This is a genomic window from Halomonas halophila (assembly GCF_030406665.1).
Lineage (GTDB): Bacteria > Pseudomonadota > Gammaproteobacteria > Pseudomonadales > Halomonadaceae > Halomonas > Halomonas halophila.
In genome coordinates this window covers 2,198,516-2,218,965 of record NZ_CP129121.1, presented here as the reverse complement: position 1 = coordinate 2,218,965, position 20,450 = coordinate 2,198,516, and the positions used below count along the sequence as shown (strand labels likewise).

Here is a 20,450-nt window from a genome sequence, read left to right as displayed (position 1 = left end):
GCCTCGGGGCCGAGCCGTTCCGCTATCCACGCAGGAGAGACCGCCCATGAGCAGCCTGATCCAGGATCCTGAACCGCAGTCCTCGCTCGACTGCCCGATCGTCGACGGCAAGCGCCAGGTCCAGCACGTGCCGCCCCGCACCGCGGACGTCGGCGGCATTCCGGTCAACCGGGTGCTGCCGTCTCGCCATCGTCGCCTGGTGGGCGCCTGGTGCTTCCTCGACCATGCCGGACCCAGCGTCTTCAAGGGGGATGCCCGCGGACTGCGGGTCGGCCCTCATCCGCATATCGGCCTGCAGACCTTCACCTGGATGATCGAGGGCGAGGTGCTGCACCGGGACAGCCTCGGCAACCAACAGGTGATCCGCCCCGGCCAGGTCAACCTGATGACCGCCGGCCGCGGCATCAGCCACACCGAGGAATCGGTGCCCGGCGAGACGCATCTGCATGCCGCCCAGCTGTGGATCGCCCTGCCCGAGGCCGATCGGCGCACCGATCCGCGCTTCGATCACTATCCCGATCTGCCGGGCTGGGAAGCGCAGGGCGTCGCCTTCACGCTGCTCATTGGCGAGTTCGCCGGCCGCCGCGCGCCGACGCTGGCCTTTTCCGAACTGGTCGGACTGGACCTTGCCAGCCGAGAGGCGAATACCGTCGAACTCCCGTTGCGTGAGGACTTCGAGTACGGCGTGCTGTCCCTGGAAGGCGAGATCGACATCGAGGGCGAGGCGTTCGCGCCCAATGAGCTGGCCTACCTGGGGCGTGGGCGCGACGCCGTCACCCTGACGCTGCCCGCCGACGGCCGAGCCATTCTGATCGGCGGCGAGCCGCTGGGCGAGGAGATCCTGATCTGGTGGAACTTCGTCGGCCACGGCAAGGCCGAGATCGCCGAGGCCCAGCGCGACTGGGAGGCCGGCAGCGAGCGTTTCGGCAGCATTCCCGACTACGATGGTGAGCGGCTGATGCCGCCGCCGCTGCCCTGGAAGGCCTGATTGGCCCCGTGTCACTCTTCAGTAGAAGGCAGTCCCATGACCGAGACCCCGTCGGGCGCTAGCGTCACCATTCGCATTCAGCATCGCGTGCGGCCGGAGGCGAGAGATCACTACGAGGGCTGGCTGCGTCGCATCATCGAAGTGGCCGGGCGATACTGCGGTCATCAGGGCGTGCACGTGCTGAGGCCTACGGCGGATGGCTGCGACTACGAGATCGCGGTGCGTTTCGCTTCCGAGGAGCAAGCCGATCACTGGCGACACTCGGACGAGCGTCGCCGGCTGCTTGACGAGATCCTGCCCTCCCTGCAGCGCAAGGAAACGGTCGAGATCCACAGCGGTATCGACTACTGGTTCACGCCGTCGACCTCGAAGGCCAAGCAGCCGGTGCGCTGGAAGCAGTGGCTGGTGACCACTGCCGTGATCTGGCCGCTCATCATGCTGGTGCCGCTGTTCTGGCAGCCGCTGTTTGCCGTTCAGCCTGTGCTCGCTACCTGGGGAATACGGCATGGCCTCATCGCGGCCACCGTCGTGGCACTGGTGATCTACGTGGTCATGCCGCGTGTCGTGCGTCTGGTGGCGCGTTGGATGTTCGAATAGGCCCTCTTATCCGCCTCAACCGGGATCGATGGTCAGCAGCAGCCGCGGCTGACCCTCCGCCAGGGCCGGGCTGCGGTGCACCAGGCCGTGCGACTCGTTGCCGATCCAGCCGCTGCCCTTGAGCAGCGCCACATCGCCGGACTCCAGCCGGCGGATGGCGCCGTCGTCGCGCACGATCTCCGGCTTGGCGGCGCTCGGTGCCCCGAGTCCGGCGCGATTCACCGCCGCTTCGGGCAGCCATTCGCTGCCCGGGCCCAGATAGGTCGTGATCATCCTCACCGGCAGATTGTCGCAGTGGAAGCGCGGGCACATGGGCGCGTCCATCAGCCTCAGCCGCAGGCCCACCGTGTCGGTGTCGAACAGGAAGGCCATGGCCTCGGCCAGGATCACGACATCCTCCACCAGGGCGACGGACGCCGCGGGCGCGGCCAGGGTCTCGAACAGCGCGGTGCGCAGCTCGACGCCGGGCGCACCGCGCCAGTTGAACGACAGCGGACGCCCGGCTTCCACCTGGGCCAGGGCACCGGCCAGCAGGTCGCTGCCGACCGGGCGACGCATCACGGCCAGCGTGATGGCGTCCTCGAAGATGCGCGGCAGTACCTCGATGCCGCCGCCTTCCGCCCAGTGAGGCGTCGAGAGCGGACGTGGTGCCGAGGTGGCGAAGTCGGGGCAGGGCAGGGGCGTGGGGTGCGGCATGGAAGTCTCCGTCATGAGGCGGTTAGCGGGCTTGGGTGTCTTGCCAATTTGTTACGTTATAACGTATCTTTTCTGCCCTTGAAAGCCACGCTCTCTCGAGGGCGGGCGATGACCGTGACCAACAGGCAACAAGGAGAGACCGATGAGTGAACCTCATCCCCTGCCCGTGACCGTGCTGTCCGGGTTTCTCGGCGCCGGCAAGACGACCCTGCTCAACCATATCCTGGCCAATCGCGAGGGGCGTCGGGTGGCGGTCATCGTCAACGACATGAGCGAGGTCAACATCGACGCGGCCCTGCTGCGGCAGGACGAGGGCAACGGCGGTCCCGTCCCCGACGTCGCGGTCAACCGCGCCGAGCAGCGCCTGGTCGAGATGAGCAACGGCTGCATCTGCTGCACGCTGCGCGAGGATCTGCTGATCGAGGTGGCCCGCCTGGCCCGCGAGGGACGCTTCGACCAGCTGGTCATCGAGTCCACGGGCATCTCCGAGCCGCTGCCGGTGGCCGAAACCTTCACCTTCGAGGACGACAACGGCGAGAGCCTGTCGCGGCTGGCGCGCCTGGATACCCTGGTCACCGTGGTCGACGGTGCCAACTTCCTCACCCAGTATCGTGAGGCCCGGTCGTTGACCGAGGCCGGAGAGAGCCTGGGCGAGGACGACGAGCGCAACGTCGCCGACCTGCTGGTCGACCAGATCGAGTTCTGCGACGTGCTGCTGATCAGCAAGGCCGATCTGATCGACGAGCGCCAGCGCGCCGAGCTCGAGGCGGTGCTGCGAAGCCTCAATCCCGAGGCGCGGATCCTGGCCATGGCCCAGGGGGCGGTCCCGTTGGAGGAGGTGCTGGATACCGGCCGTTTCAGCTTCGAGCGGGCCCAGCGGGCACCGGGCTGGCTCAGGGAGATGCGCGGCGAGCACGTGCCGGAGACCGAGGAATACGGCATCGCCAGCTTCACCTACCGGGCGCGGCGGCCTTTCCATCCGCAGAAGTTCTTCGAGCTGCTGCACGCCGACTGGTTCGGCGAACGGCTGCTGCGCTCCAAGGGGTTCTTCTGGCTGGCCTCGCGCCCGCGCCTCGCCGGGCAGTGGAGCCAGGCCGGCGGCGTCGCCCACTACGGCTTCGCGGGCCTGTTCTGGAAGGCCGTGCCCGAGGTCGACTGGCCGACGGATCCCGGCTATCTCGAGGCGATCGAGCAGGTCTGGGAGGAGCCCTTCGGCGACATGCGCCAGGAGCTGGTGTTCATCGGCCAGGGCATGCACGAGGCGCGCATGCGCGAGGCCCTGGACGGCTGCCTGCTCGATGACGAGACCCTGCTGGCCGGGCACGAGTTCTGGCGCGCGCTGCCCGATCCCTTCGCCGACTTCGCGCCCGCCGAGCTCGATGCCGAGGAGGCCTGATGACAACGCCGCTGATGGATATCGCCGACGGCGCCGCCGATCAGCCGGGGCGGCTGTCCTGGGTCGGCATGGAGGGCATCGATCTGCCGCTGACCCTGGCGGGTCGGCCGGTCCAGGCGCGCGCTCATGCCGGCGTCAGCCTGGACGCCGCCGAGGCGCGAGGCATTCACATGTCCCGGCTCTATCTGGCCCTCGAGCGTCTGGTCGACCGGGAGATCACCCCCGGGCGGCTTCAGGAGGTGCTGGCACACTTCCTCGACAGCCATCATGACCTCTCGCGCGAGGCCTTCCTCGACCTGGAGGGCGAGGCCATGCTGCGCCGACCGGCGCTGGTCAGCCCGCTGGCGGGGTGGAAGGCTTATCCCTTCGCGCTGCGCGGCCGGCTCGGGCCCGACGGCTTCGCGCTGAGGCTGTCGCTCGAGATCGGCTATTCCTCGACCTGCCCCTGCTCGGCGGGGCTGGCGCGACAGCTGATCCAGGAGCGGTTCGACCGCGACTTCGAGGACGAGACGGCGCTCGACCACGAGGCGGTGCGCCGCTGGCTCGGCAGCGAACAGGGCATCGTCGCCACGCCGCACAGCCAGCGCAGCCGCGCGCATCTCGAGCTGCGCCTCGATGGCGGGCTCGAGGCCCTGCCGGTGGTCGAGGTCATCGAACGGGCGGAAGCCAGCCTCGGCACCGCGCTGCAGACGGCGGTCAAGCGCGTCGACGAGCAGGCCTTCGCTCTGGCCAACGGCCAGAACCTGATGTTCTGCGAGGACGCCGCCCGGCGCCTGGATCGGACCCTGCGCGAGCAGCCCGGCGTGGCCGGCTTTCGTCTGCGGGTGGTGCACGCCGAGAGCCTGCATGCCCACGACGCCGTGGCGCGCAGCCAGTGGAACTGGCCCGAGGTCGAGGGCTGAGGTCCTCCCCGGGGTGCGGGCCTAGTGGTCGGACCGTGCCGACCGGGAGCGGAAGCGACACGCACTGGCCAGGCTCGCGCACAGGAACAGCAGCGTGGTGACGCAGACGATGGTGGGGCCGGTAGGGGTGTCGAAGCGATAGGCGGCCATGAGGCCGCCGTTGGCCGAGAAGATGCCGACCGCCGCCGCCGCGATCGCCATCCGCTCCGGCGTGCGGCTGAACGGCCGGGCAGTGGCCGCGGGGATGACCAGCAGCGCGGCGATCAGCAGCACGCCCACCACCTTGATGGCGACGGCCACCACCAGCGCCAGTGACAGCGTCAGCACCAGCTGTTCGCGCTTCGGGTCCATCCCGGCGGCATGGGCGAGGTCCGGGTTCAGGGTCGAGGTCAGCAGCGCCGGCCAGCGCCAGCTCAGCAGTCCCAGCACCATCAGCGCGCCGCCCCAGATAATGGCGAGATCCTGACGGCTCACGGCGAGGATGTCGCCGACCAGATAGCCCATCAGGTCGATGCGCACGCCGGAGACGAAGGACACTGCCACCAGCCCGAAGGCCAGTGCCGCATGGGCAGTGACGCCGAGCAGCGTATCCATGGCATAGCCCCGGCCACTCAGCAGCGACACGGCCAGCGCCATCAGCAGCGAGACCGCCAGCACCCCGGCGAACAGGGAGGTGGACAGGACCAGGGAAAGGGCGACGCCGAGGATGGCCGCGTGGGCGGTGGCATCGCCGAAATAGGCCATGCGCCGCCACACCACGAAGCAGCCGAGCGGTGCGGCCGCCAGGGCGACGCCGGTGCCGCCCAGCGCGGCGCGAACGAGGAAGTCATCGAGCATCAGGAAAGCGCCTCCTCGGGCGCGTGATCGTGGCGATAGAAGGCGACGGCATCGCGTTCGTCGACGCCGAGCAGATCGCGATAGGCCGATGAGCCGGCCACCGTGTCGGGAGGTCCCTGGCAGCAGATCCGCCCGTTCAGGCACACCACTCGATCCGACGCACGCATGACCACATGCAGCTCATGGCTGACCATCAGCACCCCGCAGCCCAGCTCCCGCTTCACCCGTGCGAGCTGGCGGTAGAACTCCGCGGTGCCGCGGTGATCGAGCCCCTGATTGGCCTCGTCGAGGATCAGCAGGTCCGGAGAGGTCAGCAGAGCCCGAGCCAGCAGCACGCGCTGGAACTGACCACCCGACAGGCCGCTCATCTGCCTGTCGGCAAGCCCGGCCGCATCGGCCCGTTCCAGCGCGCGCCGCACGGCGTCGTTGGAGTGGCGCCGGGGCAGGGCCATGAAGCGCGACACGGTCATGGGCAGGGTGGGATCGATGTGCAGGCGCTGCGGCACGTAGCCGATGGTCAGCGAGGCGTCGTGGGATACCCGACCCCGGCTCGGTGCCAGGGCGCCGATGATCACGCGTAGCAGCGTGGTCTTGCCGGACCCGTTCGGCCCGACGATGGTGACGATCTCGTTCCTTTCCAGGGACAGGTCGATGCCGTCCAGGATGGTATGGCCACGTCGGGTGACGCCGACGTCGCTCAGGCTCAGTAGGGGCATGGCGGCTCCATCAGGTCGTCGTTGCTCCGCCAGGGGCAGCCTCGACAGGGGACTTGCTAAAAACGTTATGATATAACATTTTATTCGTGACCTGAAAGAGACCTGAAAGGAGATCCCCATGCCCCTGAATCGCCGTCCCTGGCTTCTCTCGTTGCTGGCCGTCCCGGGCTTCGCGGCCGCCGATGTTCCCCGCGTCGCGGTGGACATTCCGCCCGTCCAGTCGCTGGTCGCCCAGGTCATGGGCGATCTCGGCACGCCGATGCCGGTCATCCAGCCCGGTGCGTCACCTCACGGCTATTCCATGCGCCCTTCGGAGGCCGCGACGCTGGACCGGGCCGACGTGGTGTTCTGGGTCGGCGATGCGTTGACGCCCTGGCTGGCGAAATCGCTGAGCACCCTGGCCGCCGACGCGACCACGATCGAGCTGCTCGATGCGCCGGGGCTGGTCCGTCATGACTTTCGCCAGGGGGCGACCTTCGCCGCCCATGACCACGGCGAGGATCATGCTCACGACCACGACCACGACCACGACCACGACCACGACCACGACCACGACCACGACCACGACCACGACCACGATGAGGCCCATCATGAGGCCGGACATCATCACCATCACGAGGGGCTGGATCCCCATGCCTGGCTGGATCCCCGCAATGCCCAGGCGTGGTTGACGCTCATGGCCGATACCCTGGCCGAGGCGGACCCTGAACACGCCGAGACCTATCATGACAACGCCCGCGCGGCTCGGGCGAGCCTGGATGACCTGATCGACGACGTGCAGCGGCGCCTGGAGGAAGCCGGTGAGCCGCGATTCATCGTCTTTCATGATGCCTATCAGTACTTTGAACGCCGCTTCGGGGTGCCGGCGGCCGGGGCGATCTCGCTGGGAGATGCCTCCGACCCGAGCCCGGCCCGGATCCAGCGGGTGCAGGACCAGGTCTCGGCGCTCGATGTTCGGTGCGTGTTTACCGAGCCGCAGTTCAATGCCGATCTGGTGCAGAGCGTGTTCGGCGACATGCCCGTCGACACCGCGATGAGGATCGATCCCCTGGGCGTGGGCCACGAGCCCGGCCCCGGTCTCTATGCCGGGGTCATCGAGGATCTGGCCGATGGTCTGTCGCGGTGTGCGGCGCCCTGAACATCGTCTCCGGGCGGTGAGAAGCAGTATGGACCGTGGATGGTCGTCCTATCGATACCGCGAGGCATAGCAAGCGACACGGCGTCGGCTGACGTCGGGAACCCATCGGCCGGGCATGCCCGGTCGATGGCCGTTTCAGGCGTCATCTTCGATCAGGTGTCGACTAGTCTGGAGGGCAGGGTTGAATGCCAGAGCTGAATGCCAGAGCTGAATGCCAAAGGAGCGACACCATGCAACTCGAGGGTTCCTGTCACTGCGGGGCGATCCACTTCCGCGTGGAAGCGCCGCACCCCTATCCGTTCAATCGCTGCTACTGCTCGATCTGCCGCAAGACCGCGGGCGGCGGCGGCTATGCGATCAATCTCGGGGCCCTGGCCGAGACGCTCAAGGTCGAGGGCGCCGAGCACGAGACCATCTATCAGGCGGTGACCGATGGCCAGGCGAGCCCCGGCGAGCGTCACTTCTGCTCGCGATGCGGCAGCGCGCTGTGGGTGTTCGATCCGCGTTGGCCCGAGCTCGTCCATCCCTTCGCCTCGGCGATCGACTCCGAGCTGCCGGTGCCGCCCGAACGCGTTCATCTGATGCTGGGCAGCAAGGCCAGCTGGGTGGACGTCGAGGCCGGCCCCGACGATCGCTGCTTCGACGGCTATCCGGACGAGAGCCTGGCCGACTGGCACCGGCGACTGGGGCTGGAGGAATAAGCCTGGCGCGCTAGCCATCGACCGAAACGGCACGCGGCGGGCCGAGGCCCGCCGCGCGATGGGACGTCTCAGGCCCGAACGGGCCGAGGCGCTGTTCAGTGGAAGACGTTGAAGCTGTCGGCGTTGATCCACAGGTGCATCAGCACGCTGGCCACGTAGCCCAGGGCGATGACCGGCGCCCAGCGCATGTGGGCGGCGAAGGTGTAGATGCCGCGGGCCTGTCCCATCAGTGCCACGCCGGCGGCGGAGCCCACCGAGAGCAGGCTGCCGCCCACGCCGGCGGTCAGGGTGATCAGCAGCCAGTTGCCCATCGACATGTCCGGATCCATGGAGATCACCGCGAACATCACCGGGATGTTGTCGACCACCGCCGAGATCACGCCCAGCACCACGTTGGCCAGCGTCGGATCCCAGCCGGCATAGAGCGTTTCGGAGAGCAGGCCCAGGTAGCCCATGAAGCCGAGGCCGCCGACGCTCATCACCACGCCGTAGAAGAACAGCAGGGTATCCCATTCCGAGCGGGCGATTCGGGTAAAGACGTCGAACGGCACCACGCTGCCCAGCGCCTCGAGCTTGCGCCAGTCGCCGCGCTGGCTGTAGCGGGTGCGCTTGCGCTCCAGCGAGCGCGGCAGGCTGCGGCGCAGGTAGTAGCCGAAGAACTGCAGGAAGCCGAGACCGGTCATCATGCCCAGCGCCGGCGGCAGGTGCAGCACCGTGTGGCACAGCACCGAGATCACCACGGTCAGCAGGAACAGGCAGACGATGCGCCGCGCGCCGCGCTTGAGCCAGATGTGCTCCTCGAGGGCGCCGGGCTTCTTGTTCTGGATGAACAGGCTCATGATGATCGCCGGCACCAGGTAGTTGACCAGCGACGGCCCCAGCAGCTCGAAGAATTCCTGGAACTCGACCAGCTTGGCCTGCCAGACCATCAGCGTGGTGATGTCGCCGAAGGGGCTGAAGGCGCCGCCGGCGTTGGAGGCCACCACGATGTTGACGCAGCACAGGCTGATGAAGCGCTTGTCGCCCTCGGCCACTTTGAGCACCACCGCGCACATCAGCATGGCGGTGGTCAGGTTGTTGGCCACGGTAGAGATCCAGAAGGCCAGCAGGCCGGTGATCCAGTACAGGGCGCGATAGCTGAAGCCCTTCTCGACCATCCAGGCGCGCAGCTTGTCGAACACGCGGCGCTCCTCCATGGCGTTGACGTAGGTCATCGCCACCAGCAGGAACAGCAGCAGTTCGGTGTATTCCAGCAGGGTGGCCTTGAAGGCGTGCTCGGCCGCATCCGGCAGGCCTTCCTGGACGTAGACCCAGCCGATCAACGTCCAGATAAGGCCCGCCGCGACCAGCACGGGCTTCGACTTGCGCATGTGCAGCTTTTCCTCGGCCATGACCAGCGCATAGGCGAGGATGAACAGCGTGACGGCGACGAAGCCGCTCAGCGTATAGGTCAGATCCAGCTCACCGGCGCCGGCGGCCAGTACCTGAGGGCTGAACAGCAGCAGTGCCGCGAGCACGAGAAAACCTGGCCACCGGGCGTGTTGCCGGGGCCAGTATTGCGGTCGACATCTTGTCGGCATGGCGAATGCATCCTGGGATTGGAGGGGGAGGGGGAAAAAACGCGCGCAATTCTACTACAGGGGCCGTTTTATCACTATGCGTGGCCGACCCTCATAGCGTGCTAATGGTGTCGACTTTCGGCTAATGCGACGCGTCGCGCAACGGGGCGGCCCCACGGGTGGGCGACAGCCTGGCGCGCCAGGCTTAAGGAAGGCTTAACGGCGTGAGATTCAGGGCATCCCGGCCGCACTCGCGAGGCGAGGAGCGCGGCGTTATCCTGTGCGCATTCACCTTTGCATCCCCGCCAGGGCCAAGGAGGCTCGTCATGACGTCGCATCCGCAAGAGGGCATTCCGGTCGGTATCAGCGCCTGCCTGACCGGCCAGGAAGTGCGCTACAACGGTGGCCACAAGCGGTCCCGCTACTGCCTGCAGGTGCTCGCGGAGCGCTTCGCGTTCGAGCCTTTCTGCCCGGAGCTGGCCGCCGGCCTGGGCGTGCCCCGGGAACCGATTCGCCTGGTCGGCAAGGTCGGCGAGACGCCGCGGGTCAAGGGCACCGTCGATGCCTCGCTTGACGTCACCGAGCGCCTTGAAGAGGTCAGCGAGTCCTTCATCGAGGCGCATCGTCACCTGCGCGGCTTCGTGCTGATGAAGGGCTCGCCGACCTGCGGGCTCGAGCGGGTCAAGGTCTATCACCCCAATGGCATGCCCAGCCACGCCGACTCCGGCGCCTTCGTGCGTGCCATGCGTCGCGACTATCCGGAGCTGCCGCTGGAGGAAGAGGCGCGGCTCAACGATCCGGTGCTGCGCGAGAACTTCATCACCCGGGTCTATGCCCTGGACGATTGGAAGCGCAACGTAGAGCCCGAGCCCAGCCGTCATGCCCTGATCCAGTTTCACAGCCGCCAGAAGTTTCTGCTGATGGCCCATCGGGTCGAGACCTATCGTGAGCTGGGGCGCTATCTGGGCGAGGCCCATGACGTGCCGGTGGAAGAGGCCGCGGTTCACTATCTGCGACGCTTCATGGAGGCGCTGTCGCGGCCGGCCACGCGCAAGTCCCATACCAATGCGCTGATGCACGTGATGGGCTATCTCAAGCGCGCGCTGGACGGCGACACCCGCCAGGATCTGCTGGCCGCGGTGGAGGAATATCGCCTCCAGCAGGTGCCGCTGGCAGTGCCCATGCGGCTGCTCAATCACTATATCCAGCGCCACGGTTCCGACTACATCCGCGCTCAGTCCTACCTGCAGCCGCATCCCTACGAGCTCGGCCTGCGCAATGCCATCTGAGCCGGCCCTCGAGGCACGCTTCCACGCGCTGACCGAGCGTCTGGCCGAATGGCAGGCGCTATGGCGGCCGCTGCCCTTCCAGCACCGTGGCGTGCCCTGGGGCGAGCGTGCTCCGGGGCTCGCCGAGGCGCTGCTGGCACTGTCCGACGACGAGGCCGAGCGCCTCCAGGCCAGGCCCTTCGACGCCTCGCCGCTGGCGGCATGGTTACCCGTCGATGTGCTGGCCGAGGCGGTCGACCTGCCGGATCTGGTTTCTGGCGAAGAGGCGCTGCCGGCGAGCTGGGGCGAGGGCATCGGCGCGCGCAAGTGGCGTCAGATCCAGGCCTTCGCCGGCTGCGTGGCATCGGACGATGACGAGGCGCTGCTGGAATGGTGCGCCGGCAAGGGCCACCTGTCGCGGACCCTGGCCCGGCGCGATGGCCGTCCGGTCACCGGCCTGGAGTGGCAGGCGTCGCTGTGCGAAGCGGGGCAGGTCCTGGCCGAGCGCCAGGGTCAGCCGGTGACACTTTACCGCCAGGACGTGCTGGCCGAAGGCGCCGGCGACTGGCTGGCGCCGGGCCGGCGCGTGGCGGCGCTGCACGCCTGCGGCGACCTGCACGCCCGGCTGCTCGAGCTGGCCGCCGAGCGCGGCGCGGCGGTGACGCTGGCGCCCTGCTGCTATCACCGCACCGAGGCCGTCGACTACCGTGCGCTGTCGAACCGGGGCAGGGCACTGATGGCCGAGCACGGCCTGACGCTATCGCGTGAGGACCTGGCCATGGCGGTGCAGGAGACGGTCACGGCACCGCAGGGCGTGCGGCGTCATCGTCGGCGTGCCAACGCCTGGCGGTTGGGCTTCGACCGCCTGCAGCGTGAGGTGCGTGGCCGCGATGAATACCTCCCCGTGCCCAGTTGCGCCTATGGCAGGCTTCCCGGCGACTTCGCCGGCTTCTGCCGCTGGGCGGCCGAAAACAAGGGTGTCACACTGCCCGAGGAGGTAGACTGGGTCCCCTTCGAGACCGCCGGCTGGCGGCGCCAGGCCGAGGTGGAGCGTCTCGAACTGGTGCGCCATCTGTTTCGTCGGCCGCTCGAGGTCTGGTTGGTACTGGACCGAGCCTGGCGACTGGTCGAGGCCGGCTATCGGGTGCGCCTCGGTACCTTCTGCGAACGCGAACTGACGCCACGCAATCTGCTGCTCGAGACGCGCTGAGCCGTCGCGCCTCGGGCGTGTACAACGATAACGACATCGACCCGCCATGAAGAACATCGCGCCCGACAAGACAGACAAGACAGACAAGACCGACAAGGAAGTGCTCATGTCCGATTCCCCCTGCCTGATCCGCCCGCTCCAGATGAGCGACAAGCCGGAATGGGCACGCCTGTGGCAGGACTACCTGGCCTTCTATGACACCGAGCTTCCCGAGGCCGTCTACGATCACACCTTCGAGCGGCTGCTGGCCGTCGGCGAGAGCGAGCCCGGGTGTTTCGTGGTGGACGTGCGAGAGGCCGACGGGCAGGAGACGCCGGCCCTCGCGGGGCTCGTCCACTACCTCTATCACGCGCACTGCTGGAAGCTGGGGCCGGTCTGCTACCTGCAGGACCTGTTCGTCGATCCCCGCTATCGCGGCAAGGGGCTGGGGCGCCGGCTGATCGAGCGCGTCCATGGCCAGGCCGGTGAGGACGGCGTCACGGACATCTACTGGATGACCCAGGAGTTCAACGAGCCGGCGCGCCGTCTCTACGACCGGGTCGGGGCACTGACACCCTTCATCAAGTACGTGCGCAGCGCCTGAGCGAGCACCGTTTCGAGCCCACATGAATCGGCCACGCCTCTTGGGGCGTGGCCGATTGTCGTGTCGCGTGACGGCGACTCAGTGGGGTCGACTGAAGGCGCCGTGCCGGCTGCCGGTCATCAGGCGCTCGAACTCGTTGCCGCTCATGTGCACCAGCGTCTCGTGGTCGCCGGCATCGAAGTAGATATCGGGCTGGTGGCGAAGCTGGTCATCGAGATAGACCTTCAGGCCATAGGCCTGGCCCACGGCGATGGTCGCGCCGGGGTCACAGTCGTCGAACTCGCGCTGGACCTCCTCCTCGGAAGCCAGTTCGAAGTGCTCATGGAACAGCTGTGAGAGTTTCTGCAGGTCCGCATCCCGGGTGCTGGGCACCACGGCGACGCGATATCCCTGGTCGCCGTGCAGCATGACGGCCTTGGCCATCTGGTGGCCGCCGACGTGGGACATCTCGGCGATGCGGCTGGTGGAAACCGCGTGTGGGTGAGTGACCTCCTCGTAGTCGATGTCGCAGGCGCGGAGGTACTCCCTGATCGTCATCGGCATGGCCATGACGGGCTCTCCTTCGGCCTCGCGGGCCGAACCATCGATTGCCGCGCCTCCCTGCCTGGCAGGCGTGTCTTCCTGACTTCAAGCATAGTCCGTCGCGTCTGGATCATCCCACGGAGGGCGGCTAACGGGTGCGGCCGTTGAGGGTGGCGATGATGCGCCGGCTTCCACCGTGGTCGCGGTGTTCGCCGAGATAGAGCCCCTGCCAGGCCCCCAGCGCCAGTCGACCGTCGCGTACCGCCAGGGTCAGCTGGGTGCCGAGCAGGCTGGCGGCGACGTGGGCGGGCATGTCGTCCGGCCCCTCGATGGTGTGCCTGAAATAGGGCAGATCGCCCGGTACCAGGTCGCGCAGGAAGGCGTCCAGGTCGTGGCGCACGTCCGGATCGGCGTTCTCGTTGAGGGTCAGCGAGGCCGAGGTGTGCAGCAGCTGCAGATGCAGCAGACCGACGTCGAGCTCGGCCAGTGCCGGCAGCTGACGGGCGATCTCGTCGGTGATCAGGTGAAAGCCTCGGGCGCGAGGGGCAAGGCGGATCTCGTGCTGGTCCCAGATCATGGCGGTCTCCCCTTGGATGGCGAAAGGGCGGTCAGCATAGGCGAGACGCCTCCGCCATGATACCCGGGGAGAGCGCCGGTCACCGCCGTGAGGCTGGCGGCGGTGACCGGCGTGGCCGTCAGGCGTTCTCGGGAACGCGGAAGCCGACCACGGCCTGGTAGAGCCCGTTGGCCTGCCCCTCGAGGGAGCCGGCGGCCCCTGCCGCCTGCTGCACCAGGGCGGCGTTCTGCTGAGTGACCTGATCCATCTGGGTCACCGCCTGGTTGACCTGCTCGATGCCCGCCGACTGTTCCTGAGAGGCGGCGGAGATCTCGGCCATCAGGTCGTTGACGCGCTGTGCGCTGGTGCGGATCTCGCCCATCGCGCGGTCGGCCTGGTCGACCAGTTCGGCGCCGTCGTTGACGTGGCCCACCGAGCCTTCGATCAGCGTCTTGATCTCGCTGGCCGCCTCGGCGCTGCGGCTGGCGAGATTGCGCACCTCGCTGGCCACCACCGCGAAACCGCGGCCCTGTTCGCCGGCACGGGCGGCCTCCACGGAGGCGTTGAGGGCCAGCAGGTTGGTCTGGAAGGCGATGTCGTCGATCATCGAGATGATGTCGGCCACCTTGCGCGAGCTGTCGCGGATCTCGCCCATGGTGGTGACCACGCGGCCGATCACGTCCTGACCCTTTTCCACCGAGCTGGTGGTCTCGTCCGAGAGGGTATTGGCCTGGGTGGCGTTGTCGGCGTTCTGGCGCACGGTGGCGGTCAGCTCCTCCATGCTGGAGGCGGTTTCCGCCAGCGAGGCGGCCTGCTGCTCGGTGCGCGATGACAGGTCGTTGTTGCCGCTGGCGATCTCGCTGGCGCCCTGGTCGATGGCTTCCCCGGCCTGGCGGATGCGGGTGATCGTGGCGGCGAGCTCGAGTCGCATGCGCTCGATGGCATACATCAGACTGTGGCGGTCGTCATCGCGCAGGGGAGTGGCGTGCGTCAGGTCGCCCTCGGCGATGCGCTCCACGACGCGCTCGGCCTCGCTCGGCTCGCCGCCCAGGGTGCGATACACGCTGCGGATGACCACCAGGAAGGCGGCGGTCAGGAAGCCGCCGGCAATCAGCAGCACCAGGGCATACTGGCCCAGCTTGCCGAGGAAGGCCGCCTGGATGTCGTGGGTATAGACGCCGGCGGCGATGTTCCAGCCCCAGGGCGCGAAGCGCTCGACGTAGCTCAGCTTGGGAAACAGCGCATCGCTGCTGGCGTCGCGTGAGGCGTAGGGCAGGTAGCCGCCGCCGTCGCGGGCGAGAGCCGCCAGCTCGCGGTACACCCCGACCCCGTTGGGGTCCTCGTAGGACGACATGTTCGTACCCGGATCACGGCGAGGGTGATAGATCAGGCGCGAATCCGCGTCGAAGACGAAGACGTAGTTGTCCCGGGCGTCGCCGAAGCGGATCGCATCCAGCGCTGCGTAGGCCCGTGTCTTCGCCTCATCCTCGCTCAGCTCGCCGGTCTCGACCCGTGTCGCGTAGCCTTCGAGCAGGGTATCCACCATGCCGATGGTGTTGGAAAGGGAATGCTGGCGTTCCTCGAACATCGTGGTCCGGCTCTGCCAGGCCATGCTGATCACGATGCCGATCATCACCAGCCACATCAGTCCCAGCGTCAGCCATAGCTTGCGCTTGAGGGGCCATGGCCGGTGTGCCTGGGAGGTGCGGGCGCCCTGCGATACGGCGGGGGCCTGGCTCGCGTCGAGGCGAGCGCTTGTGGTCAGACTCGTCATGGAGCTTTCTTATCCTGCGATAATCATTGATAGGAAGAGGGGCGGTTATTGGACGTGTTATGACCAGGCATTATCGGCCTCGGCCCGCCGGGCTTTAGCGCGGCCAGAGGTTTGCCCCGTCGATCCTGGGCATGACGGGGAGGGAGGAGAGGAAAATAGAGGGAAGGGGAAGAGAGGAGGGTAAAGCCGCGACAGCGCGCATACGCCGTCGCGGGGAAGGCCCGGCACCTGGCGGTCAGATGTCCGTAACGCGTTGTGAGAGGATGTCGAGGAAGCGCTGTCGCGCGGTGGCCGGGAGTGCCTCGGGCAGATCCGCCTCGGTCGCCGGCCGGTCGCCGACCTGGATCAACATGACCATGCCCATGGTGTAGTGCGGCGAGCACTTGATCCCCCAGATGCCTTCGGCCTCCAGTGTGACCTCGATGGCTTCGTCGATATTGCCGATGAAGGTCTGGCCGCCTTCGGGCACCATGCCGTCGATGGTCGCCGCGTTGTGCCCCGGGGCGGCGTCGACGAACGTCACAGTGTCGCCGGGTTGCACGTGCAGGTAGCCGGGCTCGAAGGGCATCGGCCCGGTGGCGTTGCGGTTCAGCATCTTCACGGTGTGCGTCTCGGCCATCGCGGAGAAGGGCAGCAGGCTCAGCAGCAGGATCAGGCGTTTCAGCATGGTATTGCTCGATATCGTAGTGGATCGGTGGTGCGGGCGGCGGTTCACGGCGAGAGCTCGAAGTCGGCCAGTCGGTCGGTCAGTCGCTCCAGGGCGAAGATCGCCCGGATCGAGGGATCCATGGCATGGGCATCGATCTCGACGATGCGGTCGTTGCGCACGGCCGGCATTTCACGGGTGACCGGGTCCGTGTCGAGGAACTCACGCTTGACGGTGATATCGTCGGCTGGAAGGCGACGTCTATCCATCCGCGCCGCGGCGATGAAGGAGGGATGGCCGCGGGCGATGGTCTCCCAGCCGACGGTGGGCCATTCCTCCTCGGAGGCGATGACGTTGGTGATGCCGAGCGTGGCCATCATCCAGCCCGGCACGCCGTTGGCCCCGGCGACGTAGGGGGCGATGGCCAGGTCGGCGGAGGAGTACCAGAACACGCCGCGGATATCCTTCGGCAGCGCCATTGCCCGAGCCCGCTCCTTGGCGGCCTCCTCGCGTGCGCGAAGATCGGCGATCACCTCGTCGCCGCGCGCCGAGACGTCGAAGATCCTGGCCAGCGTCGCGATGCCGTCATAGAGCAGCTCGGGGTCGAACGGGGTCGTGCGGGTGCCGTCGAGGCTGTTCCGATTGTGCTTGCCGACACAGTCGGTCGGCATGACCCAGCTGGGAATGGCGATGTCATCGAACATCTCGGGGGTGCCGACGGCGCCCTGGGGGCCGATCATCCACTGGTAGGCCGTCACCACCAGGTCCGGGTGCTGGCCGACCACGCTTTCATAGCTCGGCGCATTGTTCGACAGCCGCGTCACGTCGGCATCGACCTCGGTGAAGCGGTCGAGTACGGGGTTGACCCATAGTGCCGTGCCAACGACCTTCTCGGAAAGGCCCAGCAGGTAGAGGATCTCGGTGGTGGCCTGGCCGACGCTGACGACCCGTTCGGGCGGCCGTTCGACGGTGATTTCGTGGCCGCAGCTCGATAGCGTGAGGGGATAGTCGGTGGCGGCCAGGGCCGTCTGCCCCAGGCAAAGGCTCGCGGCGATTGCCGTGGTCATTCTCAACATCATGTACATTCCCGTGCATGATGAGCGGACGACCGGGGCGTCCACCAGGCGGACCATCCCCCTGGTGCGGGTACCGCCCAAGCCGACCCGCTCGGTTAGTCGATAGGGGTCGGCAGGTCTCCTGACTGACGGGTCATCGCTAGCTCACCTTCCCGAACGCTGCGTTCAGTGGCGTCATCGAGCCTCGCTAACCGCCTACAGTTGCGGGGGCAGTTCCGTTTCGCGCGGGTATCGCGGCGGATTCCCTCTTAGGTTCCCTGAGGAACACCGACCCGGCCAGTCTAGAGCGCGGAGGTGCACGACGCCATCTTCCTTCCAGGGCGGCGCTGCAGCCTTCGTGACCGATGCGGCGTTCGTGCCCGCGGAGTGCGCTAGTCGTCCGTCGGCGGCTCGGCCGTCAGCGCCGCGCGGAAGAGCTCGCCGATGCGCGTCCGGCTTCTGGCGTACCAGGCCTCGTCCTTGATCACCGCGCCGCCGGCGTTGAGCGGATGGGTGGGCAGGTGCAAACGCATGTCGATGCCGCTGTCGGCATGGGTGGTGACCCCCTGCATGGCGCTGTGGCGTGACGGGCCGTAGGGAATGTAGCGCGTCAGTGCCGCCTGGCGCTCGCTGGCGGTGGCGAAGCGGATGAAGCGCCGTGCCGCCTCGGGGTGCGGGGCGTGGCGCGGGATCGCCCACACCTCGTGCTCCTGGACCTGGCCGTCCCAGAGGATGGCGATCGGCGCGTCGCGATGGGCCATGGCATCGAAGAAGCGCCCGTTGTAGCCCGAGGCCATGGCCACTTCGCCGTCGAGCAGCAGCTCGACCGGCGTGCTGCCGGTCTCCCACCAGCGCCGTTCCTCGAGCCCCGCCAGCCGGGCGAAGGCCAGCGACAGGCCGCGGCGGGTGCTGAGCAGCCGGTACAGCTCCTCGCGGGGCACGCCGTAGGACAGCAGGGCCCATTCGAGATTGACCGAGGGCGTGCGCTGCAGCGCCCGAGGGCCGGGGAAACGATGCTGGTCGAACAGGTCGGCGATCTCGGTGGGGCGCCGGCCGGGGAAGGCGTCGGTGCGGTAGGCGACCACGGTGGCGAACACCGAGTGGGTCAGGCTGCAGTCGCCGAAGGCGCCGTCGATGAAGTCGCGCTCGACGGGCGTGCCGTCCGGCGCCGGGGCGGCGAGATCGGCCGGCAGGGGTTCGAGCAGCCCCGCCTCGCAGGCCGCCATGGCCTCGCTGCGGGTCATGTCGATGACGTCCCAGGGCACGTTCTGCTCGGCCACCGCGCGGCGCAGCGCCGCCAGCCCGCCGTCGTAGCGTTCCACCGCGACCGGGATGCCGGTGGCCTCGGTGAAGGGGGCGAACAGCGCGCGTCGCTGGGCGCGCTCGTAGGCGCCGCCCCAGCTCAGCACCGTCAGCGGCCCGGTGCCGGTCGCAGGGCTCGTCTGGCCTGTCTGACCCGGCGCCATGCCGCCTGCGGCGAGGCCGGACAGCAGCGCCATCACGGCCAGTATTCGTCTAGCCCGCACCGTGCTCCTCCTTTCGTAGCTCGTCGCTGTAGCGCAGGAAGGCCCGGGCGATGCTCGACTCATAGACCACGCCGTGGAAGACGTCGTCCTCGTCGACCACGGCGATGGCCTCGCCGGTCATCTCCTGCAGCTGACGCATGGCGGCCCAGATCGAGGCCTCGGGCCCCAGCACCGGACGCGGCGTGGCCGGGCAGTCGGCGATGGGGGCGTCGCTCCGGTCCTGCTCGCGCATCACCTCCAGGTCGGCCAGCGTCAGGCTGCCGCGGTAGCGGCCGTCGGCGTCGACCCGATAGGCCTCGCCGTGGCCCGCCTGACCCAGGGCGTGAATGGCCGCCGTGACCGTGGTCTCGGGACGCAGCGTCACGCCCTCCTGGCTGAGCAGGTCGCCCAGTCGGGCGTCCTCCAGCACCGCCCGGCCGCGGCCGGAGGACAGGTCCAGCCCCCGGGCCGTCAGCTGGATGTCGAACAGCGAGCGGCCGAACAGCTGGGCGGCGATGGGGCTGGCCAGGGTCACGCTGGCCAGCGCCGCGGTGGTCAGCGCGTAGCTGCCGGTGAGCTCGAAGACGATCAGCAGGCTGGTCAGCGGCGCGCCAATCACCGGGGCGGTGACCGCCACCATGCCGCAGATGGCATAGAAGACGAAGGTGTCCTGGGCGGCTCCGGCCAGGCCTATCAGGGTGCCGCACAGCGCCCCGAACAGGGTGCCGATTACCAGCGCCGGGCTGAACACGCCGCCGCCGAAGCCCATCCCCAGGCACAGCGCCGTGGCGGCCAGCTTGAGCCCCATCACCACCGCGAGCTCCACGCTCCCGAAGGCGCCGGCGATGGTGGCGAAGCGCAGCGTCTCCTGGCCCATGCCGAGGATATCGGGCACCCACAGCGCGGTCACGCCGAGCCCGGCGCCGGCCAGCGCCGGGCGCAGCGGGGCGGCCAGCGGCAGGCGCCGGGCCAGCCGGCCGACGCCGAGGATGGCGTGCATGTAAGCCCCGGCTACCAGCGCACCGAGTCCGCCGATGACGAGAAACACGCCGAACTCCCAGGGGCGGGGGATGGCGAGCTGCTCGACGTGGAAGAGCGCGCCGCGGTCCAGCACCTCGGCGGCGATCACATGGCCGACCAGCGCGGCGGCCGCCACCGGGGCGAAGGCGCGCAGGGCGTAGTGGCGCAGTACCACCTCGTGGGCGAAGACGATGCCGGCGAGCGGGGCGTTGAAGGCGGTGGCGATGGCCGCGGCCACGCCGCAGGCGATGGTGATGTTGTCCTCGGAGCGGCCCAGCCGCAGCAGGCGGGCGCCCGCCGAGCCGAGGCTGGCGCCCATGTGGACCAGCGGCCCGTACTGGCCCACCGACGCGCCGGCGCCCAGCGACACCAACCCCGACAGCGCGGACAGTGCCCCGGCGCGTGGCGGCAGGCGGCCGCGGCGGGTCTGCACGGCGGCGATGGCGTCGGCGGGCGTATGGGGGCGGCCCTCGGGAATGGCGCGATGCAGCTGGCCGACGATCAGCCCGCCCAGCGTCGGCACCAGCACCGTGGCCACGGCCAGCCACTCGGGGTGGGCGAACATCATGCGCCCGCGTGGCGACACCAGCAGCAGGTCATTGAGCCATACCACGGCGCCGACGAAGCCCACGGCGAGCAGCGCCGCCAGGCCGCCGGTCACGCCGCCCAGCGCCACCAGCCCCAGAAAGCGCAGCACGCCCCGCGCGCCGCGGCCCTCGACTTTCCCTGTATCCGCTCGGGTCATGTTGAAGGTGTAGGCGCTGGGGCGTGGATGGTCCAC

General features: G+C 68.4%; 20 protein-coding genes and 1 riboswitch. Of the genes, 9 read left to right on the top strand and 11 right to left on the bottom strand.

Going from position 1 to position 20,450, the window contains the following annotated elements:
* Nucleotides 1-46: 46 nt before the first annotated feature.
* Complete coding sequence (locus QWG60_RS10285; protein WP_146908071.1) at nt 47-988, top strand: pirin family protein; 942 nt, start codon at nt 47-49, stop codon at nt 986-988.
* Nucleotides 989-1,024: 36 nt separating this feature from the next.
* Nucleotides 1,025-1,585 (top strand): antibiotic biosynthesis monooxygenase, encoded by a 561-nt coding sequence (locus QWG60_RS10280; protein ID WP_146908073.1) that lies wholly within the window; start codon nt 1,025-1,027, stop codon nt 1,583-1,585.
* A gap of 15 nt (nt 1,586-1,600) precedes the next feature.
* Here QWG60_RS10280 and QWG60_RS10275 read toward each other — a convergent pair whose 3' ends face one another.
* Entirely contained in the window at nt 1,601-2,281 is a 681-nt protein-coding gene (locus tag QWG60_RS10275) for a DUF1826 domain-containing protein (protein WP_246124640.1), read from the bottom strand.
* 142 nt (nt 2,282-2,423) lie between these two features.
* Here QWG60_RS10275 and zigA point away from each other — a divergent pair, with 142 nt between their 5' ends.
* Together zigA and folE2 are read left to right on the top strand one after the other, a co-directional pair.
* Nucleotides 2,424-3,677 carry a zinc metallochaperone GTPase ZigA gene (gene zigA, locus QWG60_RS10270; RefSeq protein ID WP_107182343.1) on the top strand — a complete coding sequence of 418 codons (1,254 nt, stop codon included), beginning with the start codon at nt 2,424-2,426 and terminating at the stop codon, nt 3,675-3,677.
* Complete coding sequence (gene folE2, locus QWG60_RS10265; protein WP_146908077.1) at nt 3,677-4,579, top strand: GTP cyclohydrolase FolE2; 903 nt, start codon at nt 3,677-3,679, stop codon at nt 4,577-4,579. The genes zigA and folE2 overlap by 1 nt, the downstream gene beginning before the upstream one ends.
* A gap of 21 nt (nt 4,580-4,600) precedes the next feature.
* Here the strand turns inward: folE2 and QWG60_RS10260 are convergent, their stop codons facing one another.
* Together QWG60_RS10260 and QWG60_RS10255 are read right to left on the bottom strand one after the other, a co-directional pair.
* On the bottom strand, nt 4,601-5,416 hold the full coding sequence (locus tag QWG60_RS10260; protein WP_146908079.1) for a metal ABC transporter permease: 816 nt from the start codon (nt 5,414-5,416) through the stop codon (nt 4,601-4,603).
* Nucleotides 5,416-6,132 carry a metal ABC transporter ATP-binding protein gene (locus QWG60_RS10255; protein WP_046079611.1) on the bottom strand — a complete coding sequence of 239 codons (717 nt, stop codon included), beginning with the start codon at nt 6,130-6,132 and terminating at the stop codon, nt 5,416-5,418. Before QWG60_RS10255 ends, QWG60_RS10260 begins: the two co-directional genes overlap by 1 nt.
* Nucleotides 6,133-6,250: 118 nt before the next feature.
* Between QWG60_RS10255 and QWG60_RS10250 the strand changes: the two genes are divergently transcribed.
* Together QWG60_RS10250 and QWG60_RS10245 are read left to right on the top strand one after the other, a co-directional pair.
* Complete coding sequence (locus tag QWG60_RS10250) at nt 6,251-7,270, top strand: zinc ABC transporter substrate-binding protein (protein ID WP_146908081.1); 1,020 nt, start codon at nt 6,251-6,253, stop codon at nt 7,268-7,270.
* A 230-nt stretch (nt 7,271-7,500) separates the two neighbouring features.
* Entirely contained in the window at nt 7,501-7,971 is a 471-nt protein-coding gene (locus QWG60_RS10245; RefSeq protein ID WP_046079609.1) for a GFA family protein, read from the top strand.
* 95 nt (nt 7,972-8,066) lie between these two features.
* Here the strand turns inward: QWG60_RS10245 and nhaD are convergent, their stop codons facing one another.
* Nucleotides 8,067-9,551, bottom strand: coding sequence for a sodium:proton antiporter NhaD (gene nhaD / locus QWG60_RS10240; RefSeq protein ID WP_046079608.1), 1,485 nt, complete (start codon nt 9,549-9,551; stop codon nt 8,067-8,069).
* 305 nt (nt 9,552-9,856) lie between these two features.
* Here nhaD and QWG60_RS10235 point away from each other — a divergent pair, with 305 nt between their 5' ends.
* The 3 genes from QWG60_RS10235 to QWG60_RS10225 all read left to right on the top strand — a co-directional run bounded on the left by QWG60_RS10235 (nt 9,857) and on the right by QWG60_RS10225 (nt 12,591).
* Nucleotides 9,857-10,819: a YbgA family protein gene (locus tag QWG60_RS10235; RefSeq protein WP_146908083.1), complete on the top strand. Its 963-nt coding sequence runs from the start codon at nt 9,857-9,859 to the stop codon at nt 10,817-10,819.
* Entirely contained in the window at nt 10,809-12,008 is a 1,200-nt protein-coding gene (locus tag QWG60_RS10230) for a methyltransferase (protein WP_146908085.1), read from the top strand. Before QWG60_RS10235 ends, QWG60_RS10230 begins: the two co-directional genes overlap by 11 nt.
* Nucleotides 12,009-12,114: 106 nt before the next feature.
* Nucleotides 12,115-12,591, top strand: coding sequence for a GNAT family N-acetyltransferase (locus tag QWG60_RS10225; RefSeq protein ID WP_035599963.1), 477 nt, complete (start codon nt 12,115-12,117; stop codon nt 12,589-12,591).
* Nucleotides 12,592-12,669: 78 nt separating this feature from the next.
* Here the strand turns inward: QWG60_RS10225 and QWG60_RS10220 are convergent, their stop codons facing one another.
* The 7 genes from QWG60_RS10220 to QWG60_RS10190 form a co-directional block, all read right to left on the bottom strand.
* A complete protein-coding gene (locus QWG60_RS10220) occupies nt 12,670-13,140 on the bottom strand; it encodes an aminoacyl-tRNA deacylase (RefSeq protein ID WP_107182337.1) in 471 nt (156 codons plus the stop codon).
* Nucleotides 13,141-13,261: 121 nt separating this feature from the next.
* Nucleotides 13,262-13,687, bottom strand: coding sequence for a secondary thiamine-phosphate synthase enzyme YjbQ (locus tag QWG60_RS10215; protein WP_379826010.1), 426 nt, complete (start codon nt 13,685-13,687; stop codon nt 13,262-13,264).
* Between the two features lie 121 nt (nt 13,688-13,808).
* A complete protein-coding gene (locus QWG60_RS10210) occupies nt 13,809-15,443 on the bottom strand; it encodes a methyl-accepting chemotaxis protein (protein WP_146908092.1) in 1,635 nt (544 codons plus the stop codon).
* Nucleotides 15,444-15,678: 235 nt separating this feature from the next.
* Nucleotides 15,679-16,110 (bottom strand): pseudoazurin, encoded by a 432-nt coding sequence (locus QWG60_RS10205; RefSeq protein WP_146908094.1) that lies wholly within the window; start codon nt 16,108-16,110, stop codon nt 15,679-15,681.
* 44 nt (nt 16,111-16,154) lie between these two features.
* Nucleotides 16,155-17,156, bottom strand: a complete 1,002-nt coding sequence (locus QWG60_RS10200; RefSeq protein ID WP_246124642.1) for an ABC transporter substrate-binding protein — start codon at nt 17,154-17,156, stop codon at nt 16,155-16,157.
* Between the two features lie 103 nt (nt 17,157-17,259).
* A riboswitch (cobalamin riboswitch) is annotated at nt 17,260-17,452 on the bottom strand.
* A gap of 84 nt (nt 17,453-17,536) precedes the next feature.
* On the bottom strand, nt 17,537-18,670 hold the full coding sequence (locus QWG60_RS10195; RefSeq protein WP_246124643.1) for an ABC transporter substrate-binding protein: 1,134 nt from the start codon (nt 18,668-18,670) through the stop codon (nt 17,537-17,539).
* Nucleotides 18,660-20,450 (bottom strand): chloride channel protein, encoded by a 1,791-nt coding sequence (locus QWG60_RS10190; protein ID WP_290130900.1) that lies wholly within the window; start codon nt 20,448-20,450, stop codon nt 18,660-18,662. The genes QWG60_RS10195 and QWG60_RS10190 overlap by 11 nt, the downstream gene beginning before the upstream one ends.

What these genes read in the sequence shown, in the direction of transcription:
- QWG60_RS10285 (WP_146908071.1), top strand. Translation starts at nt 47, where the DNA reads ATGAGCAGCCTGATCCAGGATCCTGAACCGCAGTCCTCGCTCGACTGC.
- QWG60_RS10280 (WP_146908073.1), top strand. Translation starts at nt 1,025, where the DNA reads ATGACCGAGACCCCGTCGGGCGCTAGCGTCACCATTCGCATTCAGCAT.
- QWG60_RS10275 (WP_246124640.1), bottom strand. Translation starts at nt 2,281, where the DNA reads ATGCCGCACCCCACGCCCCTGCCCTGCCCCGACTTCGCCACCTCGGCA.
- zigA (WP_107182343.1), top strand. Translation starts at nt 2,424, where the DNA reads ATGAGTGAACCTCATCCCCTGCCCGTGACCGTGCTGTCCGGGTTTCTC.
- folE2 (WP_146908077.1), top strand. Translation starts at nt 3,677, where the DNA reads ATGACAACGCCGCTGATGGATATCGCCGACGGCGCCGCCGATCAGCCG.
- QWG60_RS10260 (WP_146908079.1), bottom strand. Translation starts at nt 5,416, where the DNA reads ATGCTCGATGACTTCCTCGTTCGCGCCGCGCTGGGCGGCACCGGCGTC.
- QWG60_RS10255 (WP_046079611.1), bottom strand. Translation starts at nt 6,132, where the DNA reads ATGCCCCTACTGAGCCTGAGCGACGTCGGCGTCACCCGACGTGGCCAT.
- QWG60_RS10250 (WP_146908081.1), top strand. Translation starts at nt 6,251, where the DNA reads ATGCCCCTGAATCGCCGTCCCTGGCTTCTCTCGTTGCTGGCCGTCCCG.
- QWG60_RS10245 (WP_046079609.1), top strand. Translation starts at nt 7,501, where the DNA reads ATGCAACTCGAGGGTTCCTGTCACTGCGGGGCGATCCACTTCCGCGTG.
- nhaD (WP_046079608.1), bottom strand. Translation starts at nt 9,551, where the DNA reads ATGCCGACAAGATGTCGACCGCAATACTGGCCCCGGCAACACGCCCGG.
- QWG60_RS10235 (WP_146908083.1), top strand. Translation starts at nt 9,857, where the DNA reads ATGACGTCGCATCCGCAAGAGGGCATTCCGGTCGGTATCAGCGCCTGC.
- QWG60_RS10230 (WP_146908085.1), top strand. Translation starts at nt 10,809, where the DNA reads ATGCCATCTGAGCCGGCCCTCGAGGCACGCTTCCACGCGCTGACCGAG.
- QWG60_RS10225 (WP_035599963.1), top strand. Translation starts at nt 12,115, where the DNA reads ATGTCCGATTCCCCCTGCCTGATCCGCCCGCTCCAGATGAGCGACAAG.
- QWG60_RS10220 (WP_107182337.1), bottom strand. Translation starts at nt 13,140, where the DNA reads ATGGCCATGCCGATGACGATCAGGGAGTACCTCCGCGCCTGCGACATC.
- QWG60_RS10210 (WP_146908092.1), bottom strand. Translation starts at nt 15,443, where the DNA reads ATGACGAGTCTGACCACAAGCGCTCGCCTCGACGCGAGCCAGGCCCCC.
- QWG60_RS10205 (WP_146908094.1), bottom strand. Translation starts at nt 16,110, where the DNA reads ATGCTGAAACGCCTGATCCTGCTGCTGAGCCTGCTGCCCTTCTCCGCG.
- QWG60_RS10200 (WP_246124642.1), bottom strand. Translation starts at nt 17,156, where the DNA reads ATGACCACGGCAATCGCCGCGAGCCTTTGCCTGGGGCAGACGGCCCTG.